Here is a 26,006-nt window from a genome sequence, read left to right as displayed (position 1 = left end):
AAATGCAGAATGCTACAATAGAGAATTCCCTTGAAATAATTGTGACGAATGTTCTTAAAAAACTAACGCCGTCTAAAGACGGCGTTAGAGCATATGATTAAGCTATTTCATCTGAACAGATGAAGTTGTTTCGCTCGTTATTTAGATAAATCGCATTTTCTTTCGTAATTGTCCAAACCATCTTGCATTGTGATAGTTGCTTCATTACATGCTGACTGAGCCTGCACTTTAGTAGCTTCCTTCACTTTAAAATTCTCCGTGTATGAATATGGATGAGCTTCATCAACACCATCGAAATCCATATCGTAGTAATCAACTCCTGTTTCTATGCAGCTACAAGAATAATCTTTTTTACATGAAGCCAGAGTCAATGTAAGAAGAGCAAGAGGTAAAATGATTTTTTTCATAAATTTTCGTTTAGGTATTTTTAAATTTTGGTGAAAATAAATATTCAGGAATTATCTACCAAATATTTCTCAATTTCTCAAAACCGACAAGATTGCGACAGAAGTTCTTTCAAACTGACAATTTGTCCGTTCAAAATTTTTGGAATAATTTATGACAGACAGCAAGCATTAAACAAAGAAGCATCAGGAATTTCACTATTTTTGACTTCCATTTATTTTAAACACCATGTTAGGAGGAATTTTAAAAAGAATTTTAGGCGATAAGTCAGCTACTGACCAGAAAAAATACCAACCTGTTGTTCAGCAAGTTGCGAATATATTCAGCACATTACAAAACGAGTCTGACGATGCTTTACGTGGTAGAACAAACAAGTTTAGAAAACAAGTGCAAGATGCTATTGCTGGTTTAGAAGCAGAAATAGCAGATTTAAAGCAACAGACAAACGACGTTAATATGCCTTTGCATCAAAAGGAAGCTATCTATGAAACAATTGATGCAAAAGAAAAAGAAGTAAATATCATCATTGAAAAAGTATTAGAAGAAATTCTACCTGAAGCTTTTTCTGTTGTAAAAGAAACTGCTAGACGTTGGGCTGAAAATGGTCAATTATCCGTTACTGCAACAGAATTAGATAAAGAACTTGCAGCTCGTAAAGATGGTATTACGATTGAAGGTGACAAAGCAATTTGGAGTAATAAATGGACTGCTGCTGGGGCACCAGTTGAATGGGTAATGGTTCATTACGATGTTCAGTTAATGGGTGGAGCTGTATTGCACCGTGGAAATATTGCAGAGATGCAAACTGGTGAAGGTAAAACCTTGGTAGCAACTCTTCCTGTTTATCTCAACGCATTATCTGGAAAAGGTGTTCATGTTGTAACGGTAAATGATTACCTAGCAAAACGTGACTCTGAATGGATGGGACCTTTGTACCAATTCCACGGATTGAAAGTAGATTGTATTGACAAACACCAGCCAAATTCTGAATCTCGTAGAGAAGCTTACATGGCTGATATTACATTTGGAACAAACAACGAATTTGGTTTTGACTACTTGCGTGACAATATGGCTAGTGCTGTAGAAGATTTAGTGCAACGCAAACACCACTTTGCAATTGTCGATGAGGTCGATTCTGTCTTGATTGATGATGCTCGTACACCATTGATTATTTCTGGGCCAACGCCAAAAGGTGATGAGCACGAATTTTACGAATTGAAACCACGTGTAGAATTAATCGTTGAAGAGCAACGTAAATACGTCAACCAAGCTTTAGCAGATGCAAAAAAATTATTGACTGTTATTAATGGTGGAACCGTTGAAGGTTTGGACCAAAAAACAGCTTTAGAGCAAGGTGGAATGGCTTTGTTACGTGCACACAGAGGCTTGCCAAAAAATAAAGCATTACATAAATTCTTATCAGAACCGGGTATTAAATCTCATTTACAAAAAGTAGAGAATCAATACATGGCAGAGCAAGGAAAACACATGAAGAAAATTGATGTGGAATTGTTCTTTGTGATTGATGAGAAACAAAACACCGTTGAATTAACGGAAAAAGGAATTGATTTAATTTCTGGAAATGAAGATCGCAACTTCTTCATTATGCCAGATATTTCAACTGAAATCACACGTCTTCAAAAACAAAACTTAGAGAAAGATGCTTTCGCTACTCAAAAAGAAGTATTGATTCGTGATTATACAATCAAATCTGAACGTATCCACTCTGTTTCTCAATTATTGAAAGCATATACTCTTTTCGAAAAAGAAGTGGAATATGTAATCATGGAAAACAAGATCAAGATTGTAGATGAGCAAACTGGTCGTATTATGGAAGGTCGTCGTTATTCTGACGGACTTCACCAAGCTATTGAGGCAAAAGAGAATGTAACGGTTGAAGCTGCTACTCAAACGTATGCAACAGTTACACTTCAAAATTACTTCCGTATGTACCACAAATTGGCTGGTATGACTGGAACAGCGGAAACTGAAGCAAAAGAATTCTGGGATATTTATAAATTAGATGTTGTAGTAGTTCCTACGAATCGTGCAATTTCACGTAAAGATGATCACGATTTAGTGTTCAAAACTGCTCGTGAGAAGTATTCTGCAGTTATTGAAGAAGTAAATAAATTGGTAGAGGCTGGAAGACCTGTATTGGTTGGTACAACAACTGTTGAGATTTCGGAATTATTAAGTCGCATGTTGAAAATGCGCAACATTCCTCACCAAGTATTGAATGCCAAATATCACCAAAAAGAAGCTGAAATTGTAGCAAATGCGGGTAAAGCAGGAGCTGTAACGATTGCAACGAATATGGCTGGTCGTGGTACAGATATCAAATTGGGAGAAGGTGTTAAAGAAGCTGGAGGTTTAGCAATTATCGGTACGGAAAGACACGATTCACGTCGTGTTGACAGACAGTTGCGCGGTCGTTCTGGTCGTCAGGGAGATCCAGGAACTTCTACGTTCTTCGTTTCATTGGAAGATGATTTGATGCGTAAATTTGGTTCTGAGCGTATTGCGAAAATCATGGACCGTCTTGGATTGAAAGAAGGTGAAGTGATTCAGCATGGAATGGTTTCGAAATCAATCGAACGTGCTCAGAAAAAAGTTGAAGAAAACAACTTTGGTGTTCGTAAACGTTTATTGGAATACGATGACGTGATGAATGCGCAACGTAAAGCGATTTATAAAAAACGTCACAATGCATTATTTGGAGATCGTTTAGGAGTAGACGTTTCAAACATGTTCTATGACGTCATTGAAGGATTGGTAACAAGACATCAAAACGGTTCTTTCGAAGAATTCAATGTGGATATGATTCGTATTATCGGAATCGACTCACCTGTTTCTGAAGAAAAATTCAAAGCTGCAAAATACGATGACTTAGTAAACGATTTGTATGATGGAGTAATGGATTATTACAACAGCAAAAATCAACGTTTAGCGGATGTTTCCATGCCACAAATCAAGCATGTATTCGAAACAATGTCTCAATACCAGAACATTCAATTCATCATTACTGATGGTGTAAAAACAATGCCGTTAGTTGTCAGCTTAAAAGAAGCGTATGAAACCAATGGAGCTTCTGTTCCAAGTGCATTAGAGCGCAATATCGTTTTGGGAATGATTGACAACGAATGGAAAGAACATTTGCGTGAAATGGATGATCTACGTACTTCTGTTCAACAGGCAGTTTACGAGCAAAAAGATCCATTGTTAGTCTATAAATTAGAGTCTTTTGAGTTATTTAAAGCAATGAATGCACGCTTGAGTAACGAAACAGTTGAATTCTTAGTGAAAGCGGATGTTCCAAGAGATCAAATCGACGAGATTAAATCAACGAACAAACAAGTTACACAAAACAACTACGAGCAAGCACAAATTGAATCAACATCTACTAGTACTGAGATGCCACGATTTAGTGGAAGTGAAGGATACGATGAGGCAATGCGCAACTCGATGCCACAACGTGAGAAACAACAACCAATCGTTTCAACCGAACCAAAAATTGGACGAAATGATGCGTGTCCTTGTGGAAGCGGAAAAAAATACAAACAGTGTCACGGAAAATAAAAGATATAAGGCGGTTCGAAAGAATCGCCTTTTTTATTACCGAAAAAAAATGTTGAGACGCAACGCATGAAATGTTGGGAAGTGATCCATGAAATGTTGGGACGCGAAGCATCGCATCCCAACAATAAATTTTAACTTTGAACTATGAACCAAAAATTGAAAATCGGAATCGTGGGAATGGGAAATGTGGGAATTCATTTTCTACAGCGCTTGATTGAACTAGGACATACTCACTTGACTGTTTACTCGCGATCTGGAAATAATCTACCAGATTCAATCCATGCAACTGATGTTCAATTCACCAATGATTTTAAGGAATTTATTGACTTTGATTTGGTGTTTTGCGCAGTAAACGACAACACGATGTTAGATATGATTCAATTGGTATCTAAATACGCTCCAGTTGTTTCGGTTTCAGGAACTGTCAATTTGAATCACTTAACGACTAAATATCCCATTGGAACATTCTATCCACTACAAAGCTTTATATCGAACCAACCTGTTCATTGGGAAGGATTACCTATTTTCATAGAGTCTCAAGATTTGAAGTTCAATGCCTTTCTCGTAGAATTTGCGCAAGCATTTAGCGGAAATGGAATTCAACTATCGGAAGATAAACGACAACATTTGCACGTTGCAGCAGTTTTTGCAAACAACTTTACCAATCATCTAATTGATTTGGCAGCACATTTCTGTCAAGAACACGAAATTGAGTTCGATTGGCTGAAACCGCTCATCAATCAAACAATCGAAAAAATTCAAACGAATAACCCCCATGATATTTTAACAGGTCCGGCAGTACGCAATGATCAAAGTACGATTCAAAAACACCTACAGTTATTGAATTCAGATCAAAAAAATATTTATCAAACATTAACCGCAAGCATCATCAAACACCACAAATAATATGATTAGCTACAAAGAGCGCTTGAATGCAATTACGACGTTCATTTTTGATATTGATGGGGTTTTAACCGATGGAACTGTTTTTCCCTATCATGGAGATTTATTGCGTGGGTTAAATTCAAAAGATGGTTACGCTATTCAATATGCTGTCAAAAAAGGATACAAAGTATTCATCATCACTGGAGGAAATTCAGAAGACGTGAAGAATAGTTTATTGCACCTAGGTGTTTTAGAAGTTCATTTGCGTTCTTCGGATAAAGTAAACGTTTACGAAGAATTAAAGAAAAACCACCAACTGAAAGACGAAGAAGTCTTATACATGGGGGATGATTTACCTGACTACCAAGTCATGCACTTAGTAGGAATGGCTGCTTGTCCGCAAGATGCCGTAATGGAAATCAAACACGTTTCACACTACCAGTCGCCTTATTTTGGAGGAAAAGGATGTGCTCGCGATGTCATTGAACAAACATTGCGCGTTCACGGCGATTGGTTTCAGGAAGAGGCTTTTATTTGGTAAGTTTAACATGGATGAAAAATCTTCACGCACCTTGTTGTAGTAATTAAATCACTAAGAGCACGAAACGCACACAGAAAAATTTTGGGCTAAAAAATGTTATTCCTTCTTCCGATCTTCTCTTTTTTCTTGCCTGGCCTCTTTTCGGCCTTCCCTTCTATCCTGACGCTCCTCTTTTTTCTTCTCTCTTTTTGCTTTTTTCTTTGCCTTTTTCTTTTGTTCATTCACTATTTCTAGTTTACCTGAAGCAAAGATTACAGTAGGGATTCGTTGCATTTTACCAACATCCAAATATCCGCTAATCATTAATCGAAAAGGAAGCCGATCCTCATCCTTCAAAACCTTGAAAATGGTTTTCAGGGGTTGTTTCATCTTAATATCTAACGGAAACTTGAGAACTTGAGATGTTTGAGGCCTGAGCGAAATATCTTTTCCAAATTTACCTTTGGTTGTTAAATCATTCCCAATACTTAGCTCATATTGCAAATCGTGAATATCGAGTGAAAGGTTTTTTCCATCATTGATAATCCCAAGAAACAGATCTACCTCTAATTCTTTTTTAAACAAATTCAGCTCTTTTTTCTCTGTTTTAATGAGTTTAAATTGCGGAGGAACGGGAACTTCAATCTTCTTACTTTTCACAAAAGGTAGCTTGAATCCAGAGTAGACAATAGCTGCTTCCAAAACTACCCCCGTTGAATCTTGACCTTGTAAGCTTTGAATTTTATTTCTGGTATGACTAATTGGAATATTAACAGAAAATTGCACCGAATCTGATTGTCCGCTTTCAAGACGTAAACCAACATACTGACTCGTTGAAACTAGTTGTGTTCCATCTAGTGACAATTCGCAGACAATACTGTCGATACTCATTCCATAAGGCGCCTTGTTAATCACAATCCCATCTACTTCAATGAAAGCAGTATCTGAATGGAGATTTGCCTTAATTAAAGTAATTTTCGAAAATTCAGGAACAATCAGATTCATGAATTTTTGACGTTGAACAAAATAATAAATCGTATATCCCATTGCTCCAAGCAGCAATATAATTAATACAAATCTGAATCGGATTTTAAGCATCATTTTTTCTTCCTTTCATTTTTACGCTTAGCACGTTTCTCTTTTCGCGCTTCTTTTTTAGCTTGATTTCCTGCGAATAATTTTTCCAGAAATGTTTTCTTACCCGCTTCTTTCAATTTGTTAATATTGATTGAATTATCCACTGCGGGACGAAGTGCGTCAAAGAATGCGTTACGCAACACATAACTGATTGCATACCATTTGTTCAAATGTACTTTATCAAAAGTTCCACTGAGCTTAATTTTAGTAGCAAGTTGCTCCTTGCGTTGATTCTGAAGAATTTCGGCACCACTGGCAACAACTGTTTCCCAAAGAATCTGTTTGAAATCACCTTCTTCCTTGTTCCATTGAACCACATCTAAATTTTTCAAAAACGGTTTCACGTATCCACCAAATTTACCTTCTTTCGCTGCAGCTTCAGCATAAAGACTAAAAGTCCCTTTCTTTACATCGAAATTGCCATATTCCCTAAGTAAATCATTTAACAATACTAGATTCAAACCATTCAGTTCCACATTCATATCAAAAGTGGGGACTTTTGATAACCCGTCAAATTTAGCATTCAACACGAACTTTCCTTCATAAGCTTCAGCTGTAGCTTTAAGCGTTGCTGGAAGAATATCCTTACTATCGGTAACATTTGTGAGGTTTATTGCTGTAACATTGATATTTTTCATTGCAATATCCAATTTTGGACGCGCTTGAAGATCACGGTAATGAACCTCTCCATTATGAATATCGAAACGGTTAATTGTTACAGGCATCAAATCGTCAACCAACTGTGCAAAATCTGCTGTATCGGCTTTCACATCTTCACCTTTGTGTTTGTCTTTCACAAAATTGATTACAGGTTCCTCCACAACAATCTCACCTACAATGGACCCTTTGAAAACTGCACTCCACTCAATAGATAAGTCGATTGAAGGAGACTTGAAAAATGGAATGGTATCTTTCAAAGTACCTTTATCCACCTTTTTGAGAATCCGAATGTCCTTAATTTCATAGGCACCGCGATACAAGTGGATATCAATATCATCAACATGCCCATAGTATTCTTCGAGGTTTTCTAGTTTTCCATTGACATATTTCAATACAATATATGGTAAAAAGATCCTAAAAAGAATCAACCCAACAATGATAGATCCCCAAATAATACGACGTTTTCTTTTTCTCTTTTTTCTGGCCTCCGGAGTCATTGCTTTCTTTCGCTCTTTCTGGCTAATGGGTGTTTGTTTCTTTTCCATAGCAATCATTTTTTTAATTGATGGCGATAACCTGCAACCCAGTCAGTAAGGTACGTTTAATTTAGTCAGTAAAAAGATACATAAAAGAAATATGCAGGAATTGAAGAAGAAGTTAAAATTTTCTAATTCACGTTTATAAATGTGAATGACCAATGGAATGGCTAGTTGAGATAAGTGTTAGCATTAGCTAGAAGAAGTAAATTCACTTAAAAATTACCACTCGCCTCCTGGTGAAATCAATAATTCAATATCATTTACTGAAGGATCAACTAAAAACTGAAAACCTCCCGAACCCGATTCAAATGGAGTTAGTAGATTGATTAGTTCTTCATAACCTTCATGATTTAAATCACATACAAATCGCTCATCTGAAACCCTATACAATCCTCTGTTTTCATCGGATGATTTAAATTCCAATACATACTTTTCAGTTTGAATAAAATCGATTTCGTTAGTTCTGATACTGTTTCTTCTCCCGCTTACTAATTCTTTCAGAAGAATGACAAGCATTTTCACTTCCTCAGAAGTATAGGAAGTTATTTGTACCATATTATTAGCAAAATCAACGCTATTAATATCACTTAAAAAATCAATTTTCATTTCTTATCAATATGTTTTCTTACCATAAATAACCATTGAGTCGCAAGAAACAGAAAAAATTCGGCTGCTTATTGAATCTCCTTCGCCGTCAATCAAAAAAGCATATTCACTATTCCGTTTCTTAAAAATTCGATCTCCAGGTTCTGCCATGGAAACGATATACTGAATAGGTCTAAATCGTATTTTCTTACCAGTCGTGGTTTGAATAACGTAAGTTGCATTATACTTTTTATCCCGATAAGTTGTGGCTACTTCGTAGTCCCATGACTCGGAGTAAATCGCTTTTTCCCAATCGCATTCATGTCCATTTGCACAAGAAAGCAATAGGAGTGAAGCTGAAAACACACCACCAATTTTTCCCAACATCATTTTATTATTAATCCATTCGAATTCCAACATACCGCTCTTTCATTTCTTCACTTTGTAGTATACGATCTTACCTTTTTCAAACTGGTAAACTATCCTGCGAAAATCCTGTTAAGAAAAAACAAATTAGAAAGGTGAAAAGAATCAGGCATTTCATATACGAACTTCTCAAAACTTCAGTAACTTACTCGTATACCAAGCTCCGTTTGATTGACAACGAATAATATATGTTCCTTTTTCCCAATCACTTGTATTAATGGAAGTGATTTGAGAAGAAGATACGTAAATCTGTTTTCCTGTTAAATCCAAAACCTCCATGTATTCAACAACATTTTCTGAATCTATTTGAATGGACTCTGTAAATGGATTCGGATAAATAGAAATCGTTGAATTGTTCTCCAAATCTTCTACTTTCAAAATGCTATAAATAGTTGGCTGCCCTCCTGCAGGAAAATTATTGTCATTTCCAAGTTTCACAACAAACATAGAGCTTCCACCGGTACTAAAACCAGGATCAGAATGATACCCTACAACCACTGCAAAGCCATCATTTGTTTGAATAATATGATTCGCTTGATCTTGGCCAGTAGCATTATACTGATTCACTCCGTATCCATCCCAATAAAATGCAGCTGCAAATCGGGTAATGGTAAAATCCTCCCCTACAGGGAAAGAATATTGCGGATTATTTGATTGACTTGTTAGAAAATACTTATTACTCGGAAGAGCGGTATAATTCACAAAGCCGACATACCTATTCGAATAATCATCTATTATATCTTCTTGTTGAACAAAATCACCTTGTGACGTCAAGAAAAGAAAATAATAATCCTGATCAGTCCTCCCCGTTTTTATATTCTCACCAACGCATTTGAGCTGATTCGAAACTAACTGTACATCGTTCAAAAGATACGTTCCATTACTCCCTGCTAATGTATCCCAAATCAACGTGCCGTCTTTGTGAAAAAGACCAACAAAAGCTTTTGATTTGAGTGAATCCGCTAAATAGCCAGTCCCAACTACTGAAAAAGTAGTATCTGTCACGAGAACTCCTTTCTGGAAATAATCAACCCCTACTCCTCCCATTTGATAATTCCAAATAACGGCTCCAGCCTTATCTATACGAACCAAATATTGATCGGGGCTTTGTTCCTGATTCGCATCCGTTTCGCCCATCATCACAATACTTGTATCTGATAATAAAATAGCATCATGAAATCGTTCCCAACCTCCGTTGTCATACCATTTTTCCCATTGCTTATTTCCAGCTAAATCGGTAAAAACGACATATCCATCAAAACCTCCACTTCCATTACTCGAAGATGTTCCAATAATGTAATATCCATAATTGGGAACGAAAAGTACTCTTCGCCCTTCCTCAAACTCAGCACCTCCGTATTCTTTTGACCAAACATGAAAACCTTGTTTATTCAGTTTCAATAAAAAAGCTTGTGAGGGAGCATCTTCAAAACTAGAAGAAGAACCCGTGATAATGTAACTACTATCTGGAAGTTGTGCTATTCCTTCAGCCTTATCATACCCATTTCCACCAAAAACACGTCGAAAAGCGATTTGAGAAAATCCGTGTACGGATGAACTAAGAACCAAAAAGGTCAAAATATATTTTAGAATGCCCATGATAAACGAATAAGTGCTGATTGACCAAAACCTTTTTTAGAAACAAGACCATAGAAATCATCTGTTCCAACTTGAATCGCTAATTTATCTGCATGATAAGCGAATGACAATCCTGCTCTAAAAATCGAAGAACCGCCAAATGCTGCATTCGCAGAAACAGAAACACGAGGTACAAATCGATAAAATAACCCAACAAATCCAGTTGGAACAATTCCTATTGTTGGATAAAAGCGAATTCCAAAAAAGCTTTGTAATTTTTTGGATGATCTCAAATCAACTAATTTCATAGCTTGAATATACGCAGGAACCATTACCCAACGTTTCACATCTTTCTTTTCAACATTCAACGTGTCTAAAAGGGAAAAATTCTCCCCAAACAAATTGCCATTATTTTTAATTTGATCCAATGTGAATCCGCTGTATTTATAAGTTGAATCTGCTGAATAACGTGTTTGCGCTTCATACATATAAGCCGCTCCTAAATTCTGAACTGTAAATTGGAAAGTTGCTGAATCTTTCATCCATGGAACTTTAAAATACAAGTCAAAATCAACTGCAAAACCGATTCCTTTATTGAATTGTTTTCCATTGGAAAAAGTAACATCTCCATTCAATTCAGCATTGATTACATTATTTGCTAAGTCTTGGTTGATTTTCCCTTTTCGTATATATCCACTGTATTGATTTTGAACATTCACTACATTCAAAGTGAGTGAACTTCCCGTTTTTTTATGCACCAATCCGAATCCCACTTTTTGAAATTGCATTCCAGAAAGTCTTGTTCCCGTTAAATTTGCGGTATCTGCTCCCAAATAACTATTTCCTTCAAAAGTAAGTCGATAAACATCCTTGGTGTAATTAATATTTCCAACTGCATAATACCCACCTTTCACCATCCAAGTATATTTGCCCGATTTAAACAAACTTTTGGCTCCAGCAACATACGAAATTTCTCCTGTCCCATATATCCCTACACGATTATTCAAGCGGTGAGATTTCAAAGTTCGACTTTTCATTTCAGAATCGATGTACCCGCCAAAAAACAGGGTATTTACAAATTCCTTGCGAAAAGAGGTTCCTGTTACATCCAAATTGCCCGAAAGGGAGATTCTATTTCTATTGAACAAGCTATCTCTTAAAACAGGAAATGTAGATTGTCCCCAAGATTGAAGTGAAAAAGTAACTACTAGCGCAAAAAAAAGTTTCATTTTCATAACTGATTTTCAAGCGTTAGGTTTGCTCCCAATTTAAAACTAAAGAAGGCATTTGCTGGAATTGGGATCTGATTATTTGGTCCAGTTCCATTATAGGTGTTCAGTTTTAACTTAATCATACAGTGTTTCACTTTCGAGATATCATCGCACAGTTGTTCTGAAACAGGGAAATAAACCATGCTTTTCTTCTGCATAATTCCGTTGACTACTGTCCCGAAAACACTCGATTCAATGGCACTCGTACCTGAAACAATTCCAACAGTTTGATAATTTGCATCTAACAAATACAACTCTAATGCCCCTTCAAATGGAAATGCATTCATCGCATTGATCCAAATTTGACCAGATTTTACATTTGTTTTATTGGGGTCATTAATCAAACTCAAAGCAAAGGTATCTTGGAAAATCAAATCCTTCAGCCCCACATTCAGCGGAAATAATCCGTTCAATTTAACTTTCAAAGGATGAGCATCATAAATTTCATCCCAACCACCAGAAACATTTCCCCAAGGATTCATTTGAAGTTGAAAACTCAATTCATTCTTCGCACCATGATTTTCTACATATTGCTCAAAGTTGCTATTTCCAGGTGTGAAGCTCAAGGTGGTATTACTTGCTGTAATATTCCCATTAGAACCTGTTGCTGCATTAATCGTATTCCAAGTTCCAATATTCGGATGACTTAATGAAACGACATTTCCTATTGAATTGATGTTTTTCAAGGAGTTGATTTTAAACTTTCCATTTACTTTCAATCCATTTTCTATCGATAAATCGAAAGTCATTGCATCTACATCCAAAATACCATCTGAAATATTGTTCATGGCATCAATCTGTGCATATACCGTATCAGAAACCAATTGATTTCCGAAATATCCTCGCGCATAATCCAATTCCACATCTTTCATCGTAAATTGAAACACAATGATGTCCGTTGTATGAACGACTACCGATGGACCGTCTGGATCAGATTTCACAAGCATTTTTGACTGTATGCGATTGTATGAAGTTCCATATTGACCTGTCAAATCTAACTCATAGCCATTCAAGTCAACAAAACCAGTTGCCACGCCTGGATCAGAAACAGTACCAGCTGGAGCCACAAATTCTTGAGTTAGTGCCACCCCATTTCTAGTCACTCCTGGAAGTGTAATCGTGAAGAATGTTTTAGTAGGAATTGGATTAAACACTTTTAATTGAATACCACCTTGTTTTACTCTTATTTTTTTTAATTGCGCATCACCAATATCAATCACATGTTCTTCTACATTATTAACAAAGGATGTTCCTGGATTAGCTGTAATATTCAAAGACATATTAAAAGTATTCTGAACACTGGTATCAGGTAAAGAAACAAAATCACTTAGTCTAAATTCAAACAAAGAAGCATCAACATCCAATACATAATTTCCTGAAACAACTGTAAGTAATGAATCAGCAACTAAATTAGACATCGATAAACTATCATGAACAAGTGGAACTTGCCAATCAGTATCCCAGATTGCTTTACCTCGTTTTTTACACGAAGTGAAAGCAAGTCCAATTAATAGTATAAAAAGGAATTTTTTCATGGTACATTAGTGATACATAAAAACCAAGAGGTTGGAATTAAACACGTTCTATTATAGTAGCATAACCTTGTCCAACGCCAATACACATCGTTACCAATGCATATTTTCCGCCAGTTCTTTGCAATTGATTTGCTGCTGCCAATAAAATACGTGAGCCAGACATTCCAAGTGGATGTCCAAGTGCTATTGCTCCACCATTTGGATTGATTCTTGAATCGTTATCATCAATTCCCATTGTTCGAGTACATGCTAAAACTTGAGCAGCAAATGCTTCATTCAATTCCAAGACATCCATTTGATCTAATGTCAATCCCGCTCTTTCCAATGCTTTTCTAGAAGCTTCAACAGGCCCAATTCCCATAATACGGGGTTCAACTCCAGAAATTCCAGCTGAAACGATTCGAGCAATTGGTTTCATGTTATGCGTTTTCAATCCTTGATCCGAGGCTAATAATAACGCTGCAGCTCCATCATTTAAACCAGAAGCGTTACCTGCTGTAACGGAACCATCCTTTTTAAAGGCAGCTCTCAATGCTCCCAAAGTAGCTAAATTAGTTTCTGGTCTCATGAATTCATCTTTATCAAAAACCAGTGGATCTTGTTTCTTACGAGGAATTGACAATCCAACTATTTCTTCCGCTAAAATACCTGCTTGTTGAGCTTTAGCTGCTTTTTCTTGCGACCAAGCCGCAAATTTATCCTGATCTTCACGAGAGATATTATGCAGTTCAGCCAAATTTTCAGCTGTCATACCCATCGCATCTGTTCCATAAAGTTCTTCCATTTTAGGATTGATGAAACGCCATCCGAAAGAAGAATCATACAATTGCTGATCTCTTCCAAACGGTGATGAAGCTTTCGACATCACCCATGGCCCACGCGTCATGTGCTCCACTCCACCAGCAACATAAATATCTCCTGCTCCCACCTGAATGGCTCTTGCAGCATTTACAGCTGCAGACATTCCTGATGCACACAAGCGATTCAAAGTTTCACCACCAACTGAGATTGGATATCCAGCTAAAAGTAACGCCATACGAGCTACATTTCTGTTATCTTCTCCAGCTTGATTTGCACACCCGAGAATGACATCTTCGATTGCATGTGCATCCAAGTTTGGAACTTTTTTCAACAATTCTGCCAAAACATGCGCTCCTAAATCATCTGCTCTAACAGGTGAAAGCGTTCCTCCAAAATTTCCAATTGCTGTTCTTACCCCAGCCACTATATATGCGTCCTTGATTGTCATTAATTTCTTAGTTTAATCGTGTTTTTACTAATCAATTACGAAATTAAGGAATATTCTTTCTTAATTGAATACAATTGGAAGGTTATTCAAAGTGTTGATAAGTATTCACTCTCTGCGGGGATTTATTTTCTTAAATTCATCACCCTAAACCAAATTACAAGCTATGAAAAAATCCATCTCATTGATGGCAGGTACTGTATTCTGTAGTTTTTTGTCGTTTTCTCAAGCCGAAAATATGACAGCCGCAGAAATGAGGTATCGCGATTCCATTACCAAATTGAATCAAAACAATGCAGCTGTTGCTGCCAGTCAAGAAGCTTACAACAAGGGAATTGAGCTTTTCAACAAAAAAAACTTTAAAGAAGCAATTGGTTCCTTTAACAAATCCATTTCCTCAGACCCCAATTTTACGGCAGCCTATTACAACAAAGGTGTTGCAGAAAATGAAGCTGAAATGTACATGGATGCGCTAAAAACATTCACAACATTAATTGAAAAACAAAAAGGTTATTCCAAAGCTTATTTTCAAAGAGGAAGAGCTTATCAGGGGTTATCTGATTATTTAAAATCCGAAAAAGATTACGAAGAATCTATTCGTTTGGATGCTAATAATCCGAAAGCCTATTACAATTATGGTACTTTGAAATTTTTACAGCAAGACTACAACGCTGCAATCAAATATTTTACAAAAAGTATTGAATTGGATCCATCAAGTCCGATGGCTTACAATGATCGCGGTAGCTGTTACCGTATGCAGGAGAATTATCCAAAAGCAATTGAAGACTATGAAGCTGCCTTGCGTAAAAACCCAAATTTGGCATTTGTATTAAACAATGTTGGTACCACTAAAAAGAAAATGAAAGATTATTCTGGAGCTCTAATTGCATTTAACAGAGCTATTTCTGTGGATGTCAATTTCTTTCTAGCATATAATAATCGTGGGGTTGCTTTACTAGAAAAAGGAAGCTTAGATGATGCAATCAAAGATTTCGAAAAAGCAATGCAAATTAATCCGAAATATGCTCCTGCAGCGTCCAATTTAGCTGGAATATATTTCAAACGAAAAGACTTCAAAAAAGCAGAAGAATTGGCTTCAAAAGCAATCGCAATTGACCCAAACTACGCTTCTGCTTATGTAAATAGAGGGATGGCTCGAGAAATGCTTCGAAAAATGGACGATGCTTGTGACGATTGGAAAAAAGCAAGTGATCTAGGATCAACAGAAGGTAAAACGTGCTATTCAGGAAACTGCAATTAAATTCAAAACGATGAGAAAATTATTGACACTAGTCGTTATTGGATTAACGACACATTTATTTGGGCAGAACGTAGATTTTAAATCTGCCAACTTCAAAGACGACAAAGAAGGTTTAAAAAATGCAACCACTGCAATTGATAAAGGAGATGAGTTCTACAAAGTTGGTGTTGCATCAGTATTCGCCGTACAGGATTTCGGTACCAATTTTAAAAGTGCTTTGGTTCAATTTGAAATTGCCCAAAAATTCAACTCAAATAACGCATTACTGAATTATAAAATTGGTGTTTGTCATGCGAATTCAACAAACCCAGTAACGTGCATTGAATACTTCAAAAAAGCATACAAATTAGATCCAGATTGTGATCCATTTTTGGATTACTACATGGGTTATGCCACACAACTTGAAGGAAAGTATGATGAGGCGAATAAGTTTTACTCTACTTTCGAATCGGAATACAAGAAAGCGGACGATTTCATGAAGTTTGTAAACTTGCGCAGAAAGCAATGTGTTACAGCAAAAAAGTTCGAAGCTTCAGCTGTTCGTTGTTGGGTAGATAACGTACCTTCTTTGAGTACGGAGCAAGATGATATAGCACCATCTATTTCTACCGATGGATCAGAGATGATTTTGAGTTCAAACAGACCGAATAGTCATGAACCAAATGCATTGGGAATTTACGATTATGATATCTACTCTTCATCTTTATTAGACAATGGATGGTCAACTCCAACAAAACTGGTAGGTCCAATCAACTCTAACAATGATGACATTTCCAATTGTTTGTCTTACGATGGAACAAAGATGCTTTTACACCGTGAATCTGGTGGTCAAACAGATATCTTCGAATCAAAATTGAAAGGTCTTGAATGGTCAGATCCACAAAGATTGAGCATTTTCATTAGTTCAGACAAGAACAACGAGAAATATGCAAGTTATAACGAAGATGGCTGGAAGATTTATTTTAGTCGAGATAACAGTCTTCGTGAAACAGGATCTGAAGTCATGTTCTCTGGAATGCAGAACAAAATGAAACAAGATTTCATGATTGCAACGATGCTTACTGGTGTAAACTCGAAGTTCAACGATGGACCAATTTATATCCATATTGATGGTGAGAGTATGTACATTGCTTCTGAAGGACATGAAGGAATGGGTGGATACGATATTTTCCTTTCCAAGAAAGTACAAGGACAATGGACAACACCTGTAAACTTGGGCTATCCAATCAACACACCTTATGATGATTTCTTTTTCGCATCTACTGCAAATGGAAAGTTCGCTTACATTTCTTCCAACAGAGCTGGTGGTAAAGGTGGTTATGACATTTACAAAGTTACTTTCTGGGGACCAGAGAAAAAACCAATCTTAGAAACAGAAGATTACTTGCTGGCAAGTATTGTGATGCCTGTAAAAGATCACAACATTGAAAAATCTGTTGAGGTAAAGAAGAAAAGTTTGACTGTATTTAAAGGAGTTACCATTGATGCGATTTCGAGAAAACCAGTGGAGGCTCAGATTGAAATTACTGATAATGCGACAGGTAAAGTAATTGAGACATTTACAACCAACTCTGCAACGGGTAAATTCATTATCACCTTGAATTCAGGGAAAAATTACGGTATTGCCGTAAAAGCTACTGGATATTTGTTCCACTCTGAGAATTTTGATATTCCAACGGGTGCAGATGACAACTTAGTAAACAAAGTGATTGAGTTGAAAAACATTGCAATTGGCTCTAAAATTGCTTTACGAAATATATTCTTCGATGTAAACAAAGCAACTCTTCGACCTGAATCTAATGCTGAAATGGAGCGTTTGGTACAATTGATGAAAGATGTTCCAAGATTGAAAATTGAAATTTCTGGACATACCGATAATACAGGTTCAGCGACTTTGAATGAAACACTTTCGCAGCAGCGCGCTGAAGCAGTTGTTGCTTATTTAGTTTCAAAAGGAATTGCGGCAAATAGAATGATTGCGAAAGGATATGGATCATCTCAGCCAATTGCATCCAACAATTCAGAAGATGGGAAACAACAAAACCGTCGAACAGAATTTGAGATTAAAGGAAATTAATCTATAAAAAGTAGGGACATCTATAAAAAAGTAGGGACGAGATGTCCCTACTTTTTTGCGTTTATTTTCATCTTTCCAAAACAAAGAAGAATTGAAAAGTAAAAACAAGAGTTAAAATTCCAAATAATCTGTAGGATTAAAAATCTGTTTTAGATTCAAATCAAGGTCAAGTGTTGCATCGATTTGATTACCATCTGTTACAAAACGAATCTTTCCTGCACCAATTTCAGGTTGAGAATAAACACCATAATAATCCGTGCCAATTGGTTCTCCAATTCTTTTCTTTATCAACTTATGCGTTAGAATATTGTATTTACAGGCATACAAGATTTCAAATTTTTCAAATCCCCAATAATACAAATCATTTCCTCTAAGAATAAACGATGAAAAATCTGGTTTAAAAAACGGAGGTTTAATCGGTGTGAATTTTTTACTGGAATAAATGAACAAACCTTCTAATTCTCCTGCAATAAACTCAGAATTAGTTTCATTGGATTCTTCATTAAATGCAATTTTATTTAGTCTTAGAAATAGAACGGAGTCTTTTCCAAGTTCAAAAGCTCCTGAATATGTCGATAAAGTATCAATCGGTTTAGAATATTCATACAGCACTTGAAAACCGCCTACAGAAACTTGAAAATCTGATGTTTTAACTTGAGAATAGGTAAACCGAGTTTTTCCTATTGTATCTTCTAGTTGAATTTCAGAATCAGAAACGGGAATTTTCTCAGAGTTACACGATTGAATCACAACTATTAAAACCAACCAAAAAACATTCAATTTATTTCGTTTCATACAATTAATCCATAGGTGTACATACCTCAATTAAAATCCCATCAAAATCACGGATATATGCAACCATTTGGCCCCAAGGTTTTTCTTTGGGTTCTTCTAAAAGTGTAGCACCTGCAGCAATGGCTTTATCAACTAATTCCTGAACATTTACCGTTGTAAAACCAATCTCCATTCCAAAAGGTTTTGTTTTCAAATCTCCCTCCTGAAAACCGTCTTTTAAATTGGAATTTGCCAAGGATAATGAAGCAAAAGACAAGGTAGTCGTTCCCGTATTCAACTCTGCGTATTCATCACCAGGAGCAATAAATCGTACTTCAAAACCAAATGTTTTAGAATAGAACTCAGCTGTTCTCTTGACATCCGAAACGTATAAAATGGTATATGCAAACTTGATCATGTTTTATTTTTTAAAGGGTTGGATTCATGATATTAAGTGCAAAAATAATTAACATTACTTTTACTAGGATATCGGAGAAATACTTCTATAATTTAAGCGTGGGTTTATCCATTATCCACATCATTATCATTCCAGCAATTCCAACAGCTAACATTAGAGGATAGAATAATTTGATTTGTTTGGCTGATATATTATTTCGATTGCCGAATCCTTGCACCTGAATAAACCCAGGATGGTTTTCTATAAATTCAGCACCACTTTTAAAATAGATCCACCTTATGCTTAATACCCAAAGAACAATTATTGAGAAGTGAAAAACTAATACAATAGAATTCATTGATTTTGGGTTGAAATAATCGAACATATTATTTGATAATCCAGATATAATACCAAACCCCATGATTACCCAAGGAATATTTCCATAAAAAATCATTCCTTTAAATAGTTTATCATATCCATCTTTTAGATCTGGCATTTCTGTAATATATTTCTTCGATCGATGCCTCATTATAAAGGCATTTACAAAAGTTATAATTATAAAAGCAATCCAGAAATATTTAAATAAAATGGTTATCATGGTTTTCAGTTGTTAATTACTAATTATAAATCATTGTGCCCTATTAGTTATCAAACTATCTAAATTAATCCTCATCCTCAAAATCATCCGCTTCTGGCAATTCCAATGCTTTCACTTCTTGTACTGCATTTCCAGCAATTCCTCTCACAGAACCATACATATCGATTGTATTTATAATTACCTTTTCAATCTGCTTTTCGCGTTGTTTCCAAATACGTTGCATGGATCTTTTCTCACTTTCTAAATCAGATTTCATTTGCGTAAATCCTTCCACAATTGCCTCCACCTGCATTCTAAAAGTAGAGCTTGTAAGGAAATCATAGAGCAAATGCATTTTATCTCCTTTGTTTTCTTGTGAAACCAATGTACTACTAATTCGAATAATTGTCTCCCTCAAAACAGAACACAAACCCTTAAATTCTTCATAGGTACAAATCCAAATGCCATCTTTCAGTCCCATTCGCTGCATATCCGAAGGCATTACCTCTGTGACTAAAACACCAATATCAGATCCTTTTTCACGAATATCTGCCTTGAATTTCTCGATCCATGTGGGTTGAAAGTCTTTTGTCCGTTTGGATTCATAATAGATGGTACCACAGTTTTGCTGTGTTCGGGTATGAACTGTTTGAATACAATCCCCACCACGAGCACCTTTTTTAATCTCATCGATTGTATCTAATGGGAAATTCGCACTCAACCACTCCTCGATTGCCAACTCTTGAACTTCACCTTGTAATTGCATGGAACCTTGCTCCTGCTTGCGTTTCATTTCTTCTGTAAGGCGTTTTTGGTCTTCGAGCTGTTTCAATAATTCTTTAACTCGTAACTCATTACGTTCTTCTTCAGATTTACGAATTTTCTCTTTCTCTTCTTGAATTTGAACTGTCATTCTTTTCTGAGACTCAGCTTCAACAATGCCTTTCATCTCTTCTTTTTCGCGCTTTAACTTTTCAATTTCGGCCTTTGTCCGGTTCAATTCCTTTATTTGCTCCGATTTTTCGTTCAATTCTTTTTGGAGTAAGGCAAATTGTTCGCCCTGTTCTTCTACCAACTTCAGTTTCAACTTTTCTTCCAAAGTCTTTCGTTCTTCTTTCAACTTTTGCTCAAAACGTTCTTGAAAAAGCTCATTTTCTCGACGTTTCTTTTCTTCAAACTCCTCTTTCTCACGCAATAAAACATCTTGTTTCTGTGTGAATTCATCCCGTACTTCATTTAACTGACCTTGGTATTTCCGTTGAATTTGCTCCTCTAGCTGATGCGCCAAAATATCATTCACATCGATTGGTGTACCGCAATTCGGACAAGAAATTTGATTCATAAGCACTTAATTATTGAACAAATTAAAATTACTATCATTTAGCAAATAATTCACTATTATCTGTACCAAAACCAAAATTTCATGCTTATTGAATTGAAACCTCAAACTTTAGCTTATGAAAACAAAAAATGCTTTTCTTTTCATCCTTTTTAGTTCGTTTCTAGCATTTGGACAAGATTGCACCGCAAAGCTGACTTATACTTTAGCGAATATCAAAGGAGGTTTCTATGCCAATCAAACAGTCTCTTTAACAGCTAAAGACGGATCCAAAACCTTCATCCAAAAAAGTGACGCAAATGGAATGGTCACTTTTGATGTTCCATGCGAAACACTTTTCGATCTAAAAATCACCAACTACACACATCCAGAAGAAGCTATTTCAGGTAAAGCGGGATCACAATCAAGACAAGTTCTCAGTTACGAGCCAAACATGAAAGAAAAAGACGCCCTTTTTGCGATGTCTGCAACAGAAAAAGCGGCATTAGAAAAGACCCTATCTTTACTTCCTGACACCACTAAATTACCAACAGGAATGCTAAAAACGCCGCCTCACTTGGAGAATTATGAACTGATGTCTATCAAATTGAAAGATTTAAACAACGGACTTTTAATCAATGAAGATTTTATCATTACGGGTACAAACCGCAAAAAGAGCTTTCAAGGAAAAACAAGTAAAACAGGTGAAATTCAGCTTTACATTCCCAAAGGAGATAATTATACATTGAATTTTAAGTACCACAAAGCGTATAAAAAGTTTGATTCAGAATTCAAGAATGGAACAATCAATTCTCGCATGGAAATCACTTACATGGGAACCAAAGAATATGAAAAACGCAAAAAAGAGGAAGAAGATCGCATCAAAGCAGAGGAAAAACGATTGGCAGAAGACCGACTAGCTTTCGAGAAATATTGCAAAGAACGGAGAGTGAGTTTGGAAGAAGGATACAAGTTGAAATTGAAGGAAGCAACTAATGGAACTTCAGAAGATGATGTTGTAACCAAAGTCTTAACTAGAAATAAATGGTCTGAAAAACTGATTGTTTGTGACTTAACAGGAAGCATGGATCCTTATGCGCAACAATTATCTGTTTGGTATCAATTGAATTTCAAAAAAGAACCGAACCTTCAATTTGTGTTTTTCAATGATGGAGATGAAAAAGATGATTCGGAAAAAAAAATCGGATCGACAGGAGGAATTTACTATCAAAAAAGCACGGGATTGGATAGTCTGATTTATCTAATGTCTTTTGTGCGCTCCCGAGGAAATGGTGGTGATTGTCCAGAAAACAACTTAGAAGCATTGATAAAAGGTGTGAAAAAGGCTCAACCTTACAAAGAATTGGTGATGATTGTGGACAACAATGCTCCTGTAAAAGATATCTCTTTGCTGAATCAATTTACCAAACCAGTTCACATCATTTTGTGTGGATCAACCAGAGGTGAAGTCTTATCCGATTACTTATTAATTGCATGGAAAACAAAAGGTTCTATTCACACCATTGAAGAAGATATTTCAAAAATCGCAACAATGTCGGAAGGACAAACGATTCAGATTGGTGGATATACCTATAAAATATTAGGAGGAGAATTTGTTCGAATTACAAAGGCTTAATGGGAATAAAAGATGACTGAAACGAAACTTCGACTATCTTCAGTCACCTTAAACCTAAACTATATTTAAATAATTAAATCCGTGAATCAATGAGATTTTGATCTTCTTTAATTTTCATTCTTGAATTACAACTGGGACAAATTTCGATACGATTTGTCCCAATTCGAATAGGGATTATATAAAGAATAGTCAACACTTTTTTTTCTGTCAAAATCTCTTTCTGATTTTCTGCCTTACAGACTTTACAATTGGTTTTGGTTGACTCCGAAATTACAGATACTGGTTTATACTGAATAGACCACATTATTGTCCGTAATATGTTCTAAATGCCTTGCTTTTTCCTTTTCCATTTACGGTTACAGAACTCCATGCCCCAGTTCCTCCTTTTCCTAATCGAAGTGTGTGTTTGCCTAAGAACCCTTTAAACTTAAATGAAGGCCAATCCAAAATAAAATGAACATATTTTTCATCATCTTGAAGCAAGGCTTTTAATGATTCTTCCAAATCTCCTACTGAATTCGAGCTATCAATCAATTTTTTCACACCTTCTGGGATACTAATTCCCTGAAAATAAGAATGGTTTTTAATCGTATCCAAAATAAGAAAAAGTCCGGTCGTTTTGGTTGGAATGAAAAACACATAATTTTTCGTCCCAACAACTGTCGCATTTAAGATTTTCATTGGTTGTTTCGAGTTCATAACCCCCGAATCTTCATAAAACACGTAATCTTTATCTTGTACTAACATAGATTGATTTTTACTTCAAAAATAGCCAAATTAATCAGTCGTAAAAACTTATTTATAAATCCGCCTACAAAAGATTGACATCCGCTTACACTCTGTTCAAATTCGCTATTTTTACTAAAAATCTGCACCATGGTAGAAGCTCTTGAAGAGAAACACATCCTATTTTTCAAAAACTTACTCGGCAATCGAATTCAAGTTGGTTCAACAATTGAGTCGCACTATGCTTCTGACCATACGGAAGATTTTGTCTTCTATCCTTCTATTGTTCTGAAACCTGAAACCGCAGAAGAAGTTTCTTTCATCATGAAATATTGTTACGAATACGATTTGATTGTAACACCTTCTGGAGCTAGAACAGGATTAAGTGGTGGCGCATTGGCGAATTACGGTGGAGTTCTTTTGAGTTTGGAACGAATGAATAAAATTATTCAAATAGATGAAGAAAATCATCAAGTTACAACAGAACCAGGAGTCGTAACCGAAGCTCTTCAAAATGCAGTGAAAGCAGTTGGTTTGTTCTATCCACCAGATCCAGCATCGAAAGGTTCTTGTTTTATTGGAGGAAATATTGCGGAAAATTCTGGCGGACCAAAAGCAGTGAAATATGGCGTTACAAAAGATTGGGTTCTAAACTTGGAAATTGTGCTTCCAAACGGAGACGTGATGTGGACAGGTGCGAATGTGATTAAAAATGCAACGGGTTACAATCTTACTCAATTGATTATTGGAAGTGAAGGAACACTTGCTGTTGTTACTAAAATTGTACTTCGTTTAATTCCTCATCCCACACACCATTTATTGTTACTTGTTCCATTCAGAAGCGGTGTTGAAGCATGTGAGGCAGTCGGAAAAATTTTCATGGCAGGAATTATTCCAAGTGGATTGGAATACATGGATCGAGATGCGATTATTTTCACAACTCCTTATGTGGATGATGCCCCAAATCTATTAAAAGATGATCACGATGCCCATTTACTGATTGAATTGGACGGTTTCAACTTAGATGTTTTGATGCAAGAATGCGAAAAAATCATGGAATTGGTTGAACAGTACGACATAGATGAAATTCTTTTTGCAGAAACAGAAGCTCAAAAAGAGAGTTTGTGGCGTTTGCGTAGAAAAATTGGAGAATGTGTGAAGACACATTCCATCTACAAAGAAGAAGATACAGTTGTTCCGCGAAATGAATTACCTAAATTGCTCAAAAAGGTCAAAGAACTGGAGAAAAAATATGGATTCAAATCTGTTTGTTACGGACATGCTGGAGATGGGAATTTACATGTCAACATTATTCGAGATCATTTGAGCGAGGATGTTTGGAACAACCAGCTTCCAATTGCAATACGTGAATTATTTACTGAAGTTGTTCGATTAGGTGGAACTATTTCAGGCGAACATGGAATTGGATTGGTTCAAACGCCTTACATGGATTTAGCTTTCAGCGAAGTTGGACTTAATTTGATGCGCTCAATCAAGCAAGTCTTCGACCCTAAAAACATCTTGAATCCTGGAAAGGTTTTACCTGTCAAGAAGATATGAATCGAGTAGATCGTTTATTTGGTATCGTTACGTTGCTTCAATCGCGAAAACATGTACCTGCAGAGCGTATTTCAGAAAAATTTGAAATCAGTATTCGAACAGTTTACAGAGATATCAAGGCCATTGGAGAAGCAGGAATTCCAGTAAGTTTTGAAGTGAATAAAGGATATTTCATTGTTCCTGGTTATTTCACTCCTCCTGTTTCATTTACGTTAGAAGAAGCCAATGCCTTATTACTTTCTCAATCTCTGATTGGAGGTTTTGGAGATCGTTCCGTTCAATCTACCTTTGACAGTGCTTTAACTAAGATTAGAGCAGTACTCAAACAAGTTGACAAAGAAAAATTAGCACTCTTAGACCAAAGTATTAAGTTGCAATTACCGCAACAACTCAATAGTGAATTTGAATACTTATCAAAAGTTCAACAAGCAATCACAGAGCAACACCAGCTTAAAATAAGCTACGCAAGTTTGAAAGAAGAAACATTGGAACGAACAGTTGAACCTATTGGGCTAGTATTTTACGCATTTTCTTGGCACATTATTGCTTATTGTCATTTGAGAAAAGATTACCGTGACTTTAAAATCAAACGAATTCAGACGCTTCATAAAACGAATTTGCCTTTTGAAATAAGTTCGCATATCCCTCTCAGCGAATATAAACTTCCAGTTAATTATTGATCAGTGAAAAGGAAAAGTACAAACAGGAATTAAATTCGTTAAATCATTTTTTTTTCATATTAATTTTCAATTAAAAAAACGGACTGCCATAGGGTTGTCAGTGACGTGTCTTTTCTTTGTTTAAAATTTAGAAATCATGACAAGAAAAGAGCAATTACAAGCACAATTGGCTGCAGAAGCAGAAACTACCCGAAAATTCATTGAGGTTTTCCCTTTCAACAAAAAAGATTTCCAAGTTCATGAAAAAAGCATGAAAATCGGCGATATTTTTCTCCACGTTTTAGATCTTGCTTCATGGACAGAAATGGCAGTAAAAACTGATGGATTAGATTTCGCCACAGCGCCTTATAATCCAAAAGAATTAAATTCTGTAGAAGAAGCGATGAGTTATTTCAACGAATCTGTTGAAAAAGGAATGAATACCTTAGAAAATACCACTGACTCTATTTTAGATGAAACATGGATTTTACGTACAGGTGACAATATTCATTACGAGAGTACAAAAGAAGATATGATTCGAGTTGCACACAATCAAACGGTTCATCACAGAGCGCAATTGGGTGTCAATTATAGATTATTGGGGATACCAGTTCCACCAAGCTATGGTCCAACAGCAGACTTTACAGATTTTTAA

General features: G+C 36.0%; 23 protein-coding genes. 9 read left to right on the top strand and 14 right to left on the bottom strand.

Features of this window, described 5'->3' with window-relative positions; translation table 11 throughout:
• Positions 1-137 precede the first annotated feature (137 nt).
• Positions 138-407, bottom strand: a complete 270-nt coding sequence (locus FLUTA_RS14645; protein WP_013687671.1) for a hypothetical protein — start codon at positions 405-407, stop codon at positions 138-140.
• Between the two features lie 226 nt (positions 408-633).
• On the opposite strand from FLUTA_RS14645, the gene secA reads away from it, so the two are divergent.
• The 3 genes from secA to FLUTA_RS14630 all read left to right on the top strand — a co-directional run bounded on the left by secA (position 634) and on the right by FLUTA_RS14630 (position 5,410).
• Positions 634-3,984: a preprotein translocase subunit SecA gene (gene secA / locus FLUTA_RS14640; RefSeq protein ID WP_013687670.1), complete on the top strand. Its 3,351-nt coding sequence runs from the start codon at positions 634-636 to the stop codon at positions 3,982-3,984.
• Positions 3,985-4,128: 144 nt separating this feature from the next.
• On the top strand, positions 4,129-4,890 hold the full coding sequence (locus tag FLUTA_RS14635) for a Rossmann-like and DUF2520 domain-containing protein (protein ID WP_013687669.1): 762 nt from the start codon (positions 4,129-4,131) through the stop codon (positions 4,888-4,890).
• 1 nt (position 4,891) lies between these two features.
• Positions 4,892-5,410 carry a KdsC family phosphatase gene (locus FLUTA_RS14630; RefSeq protein WP_013687668.1) on the top strand — a complete coding sequence of 173 codons (519 nt, stop codon included), beginning with the start codon at positions 4,892-4,894 and terminating at the stop codon, positions 5,408-5,410.
• 96 nt (positions 5,411-5,506) lie between these two features.
• On the opposite strand, the gene FLUTA_RS14625 is transcribed toward FLUTA_RS14630, so the two are convergent.
• From FLUTA_RS14625 to FLUTA_RS14590, 8 genes are all read right to left on the bottom strand, one after another.
• Positions 5,507-6,490: a hypothetical protein gene (locus tag FLUTA_RS14625; RefSeq protein WP_013687667.1), complete on the bottom strand. Its 984-nt coding sequence runs from the start codon at positions 6,488-6,490 to the stop codon at positions 5,507-5,509.
• A complete protein-coding gene (locus FLUTA_RS14620; protein ID WP_013687666.1) occupies positions 6,487-7,731 on the bottom strand; it encodes a DUF748 domain-containing protein in 1,245 nt (414 codons plus the stop codon). The genes FLUTA_RS14625 and FLUTA_RS14620 overlap by 4 nt, the downstream gene beginning before the upstream one ends.
• Positions 7,732-7,944: 213 nt before the next feature.
• Positions 7,945-8,331 carry a hypothetical protein gene (locus tag FLUTA_RS14615; protein WP_013687665.1) on the bottom strand — a complete coding sequence of 129 codons (387 nt, stop codon included), beginning with the start codon at positions 8,329-8,331 and terminating at the stop codon, positions 7,945-7,947.
• 6 nt (positions 8,332-8,337) lie between these two features.
• A complete protein-coding gene (locus FLUTA_RS14610; RefSeq protein WP_043023846.1) occupies positions 8,338-8,730 on the bottom strand; it encodes a hypothetical protein in 393 nt (130 codons plus the stop codon).
• A 135-nt stretch (positions 8,731-8,865) separates the two neighbouring features.
• A complete protein-coding gene (locus FLUTA_RS14605) occupies positions 8,866-10,335 on the bottom strand; it encodes a T9SS type A sorting domain-containing protein (RefSeq protein ID WP_013687663.1) in 1,470 nt (489 codons plus the stop codon).
• Entirely contained in the window at positions 10,323-11,549 is a 1,227-nt protein-coding gene (locus tag FLUTA_RS14600; protein ID WP_013687662.1) for a hypothetical protein, read from the bottom strand. Before FLUTA_RS14600 ends, FLUTA_RS14605 begins: the two co-directional genes overlap by 13 nt.
• Entirely contained in the window at positions 11,546-13,120 is a 1,575-nt protein-coding gene (locus FLUTA_RS14595; RefSeq protein ID WP_013687661.1) for a hypothetical protein, read from the bottom strand. The genes FLUTA_RS14600 and FLUTA_RS14595 overlap by 4 nt, the downstream gene beginning before the upstream one ends.
• A gap of 37 nt (positions 13,121-13,157) precedes the next feature.
• On the bottom strand, positions 13,158-14,369 hold the full coding sequence (locus tag FLUTA_RS14590) for a 3-oxoadipyl-CoA thiolase (RefSeq protein ID WP_013687660.1): 1,212 nt from the start codon (positions 14,367-14,369) through the stop codon (positions 13,158-13,160).
• Positions 14,370-14,532: 163 nt separating this feature from the next.
• Between FLUTA_RS14590 and FLUTA_RS14585 the strand changes: the two genes are divergently transcribed.
• Together FLUTA_RS14585 and FLUTA_RS14580 are read left to right on the top strand one after the other, a co-directional pair.
• Positions 14,533-15,627 (top strand): tetratricopeptide repeat protein, encoded by a 1,095-nt coding sequence (locus FLUTA_RS14585; RefSeq protein WP_013687659.1) that lies wholly within the window; start codon positions 14,533-14,535, stop codon positions 15,625-15,627.
• 10 nt (positions 15,628-15,637) lie between these two features.
• Positions 15,638-17,704 carry an OmpA family protein gene (locus FLUTA_RS14580; RefSeq protein WP_013687658.1) on the top strand — a complete coding sequence of 689 codons (2,067 nt, stop codon included), beginning with the start codon at positions 15,638-15,640 and terminating at the stop codon, positions 17,702-17,704.
• Positions 17,705-17,815: 111 nt separating this feature from the next.
• On the opposite strand, the gene FLUTA_RS14575 is transcribed toward FLUTA_RS14580, so the two are convergent.
• From FLUTA_RS14575 to FLUTA_RS14560, 4 genes are all read right to left on the bottom strand, one after another.
• Positions 17,816-18,499, bottom strand: coding sequence for a hypothetical protein (locus FLUTA_RS14575; protein ID WP_013687657.1), 684 nt, complete (start codon positions 18,497-18,499; stop codon positions 17,816-17,818).
• 4 nt (positions 18,500-18,503) lie between these two features.
• The gene (locus FLUTA_RS14570) at positions 18,504-18,896 is read right to left on the bottom strand and encodes a VOC family protein (protein WP_013687656.1); all 393 of its coding nucleotides are present in this window, start codon (positions 18,894-18,896) and stop codon (positions 18,504-18,506) included.
• An 85-nt stretch (positions 18,897-18,981) separates the two neighbouring features.
• Positions 18,982-19,473 carry a hypothetical protein gene (locus tag FLUTA_RS14565; protein ID WP_013687655.1) on the bottom strand — a complete coding sequence of 164 codons (492 nt, stop codon included), beginning with the start codon at positions 19,471-19,473 and terminating at the stop codon, positions 18,982-18,984.
• 64 nt (positions 19,474-19,537) lie between these two features.
• Positions 19,538-20,794 carry a DUF2130 domain-containing protein gene (locus tag FLUTA_RS14560; protein WP_013687654.1) on the bottom strand — a complete coding sequence of 419 codons (1,257 nt, stop codon included), beginning with the start codon at positions 20,792-20,794 and terminating at the stop codon, positions 19,538-19,540.
• Positions 20,795-20,909: 115 nt separating this feature from the next.
• Here FLUTA_RS14560 and FLUTA_RS14555 point away from each other — a divergent pair, with 115 nt between their 5' ends.
• Positions 20,910-22,406: a hypothetical protein gene (locus FLUTA_RS14555; protein ID WP_013687653.1), complete on the top strand. Its 1,497-nt coding sequence runs from the start codon at positions 20,910-20,912 to the stop codon at positions 22,404-22,406.
• A 303-nt stretch (positions 22,407-22,709) separates the two neighbouring features.
• On the opposite strand, the gene FLUTA_RS14545 is transcribed toward FLUTA_RS14555, so the two are convergent.
• Positions 22,710-23,153, bottom strand: a complete 444-nt coding sequence (locus FLUTA_RS14545) for a hypothetical protein (RefSeq protein ID WP_013687651.1) — start codon at positions 23,151-23,153, stop codon at positions 22,710-22,712.
• 129 nt (positions 23,154-23,282) lie between these two features.
• On the opposite strand from FLUTA_RS14545, the gene FLUTA_RS14540 reads away from it, so the two are divergent.
• The 3 genes from FLUTA_RS14540 to FLUTA_RS14530 all read left to right on the top strand — a co-directional run bounded on the left by FLUTA_RS14540 (position 23,283) and on the right by FLUTA_RS14530 (position 26,006).
• Positions 23,283-24,692, top strand: coding sequence for an FAD-binding oxidoreductase (locus FLUTA_RS14540; RefSeq protein ID WP_013687650.1), 1,410 nt, complete (start codon positions 23,283-23,285; stop codon positions 24,690-24,692).
• A complete protein-coding gene (locus tag FLUTA_RS14535; RefSeq protein WP_013687649.1) occupies positions 24,689-25,372 on the top strand; it encodes a helix-turn-helix transcriptional regulator in 684 nt (227 codons plus the stop codon). Before FLUTA_RS14540 ends, FLUTA_RS14535 begins: the two co-directional genes overlap by 4 nt.
• Positions 25,373-25,508: 136 nt before the next feature.
• Positions 25,509-26,006: a DinB family protein gene (locus FLUTA_RS14530; protein WP_013687648.1), complete on the top strand. Its 498-nt coding sequence runs from the start codon at positions 25,509-25,511 to the stop codon at positions 26,004-26,006.

Origin of the sequence: Fluviicola taffensis DSM 16823 (assembly GCF_000194605.1) — a bacterium.
Lineage (GTDB): Bacteria > Bacteroidota > Bacteroidia > Flavobacteriales_D > Crocinitomicaceae > Fluviicola > Fluviicola taffensis.
This window is presented reverse-complemented; position numbering and strand designations above follow the sequence as displayed.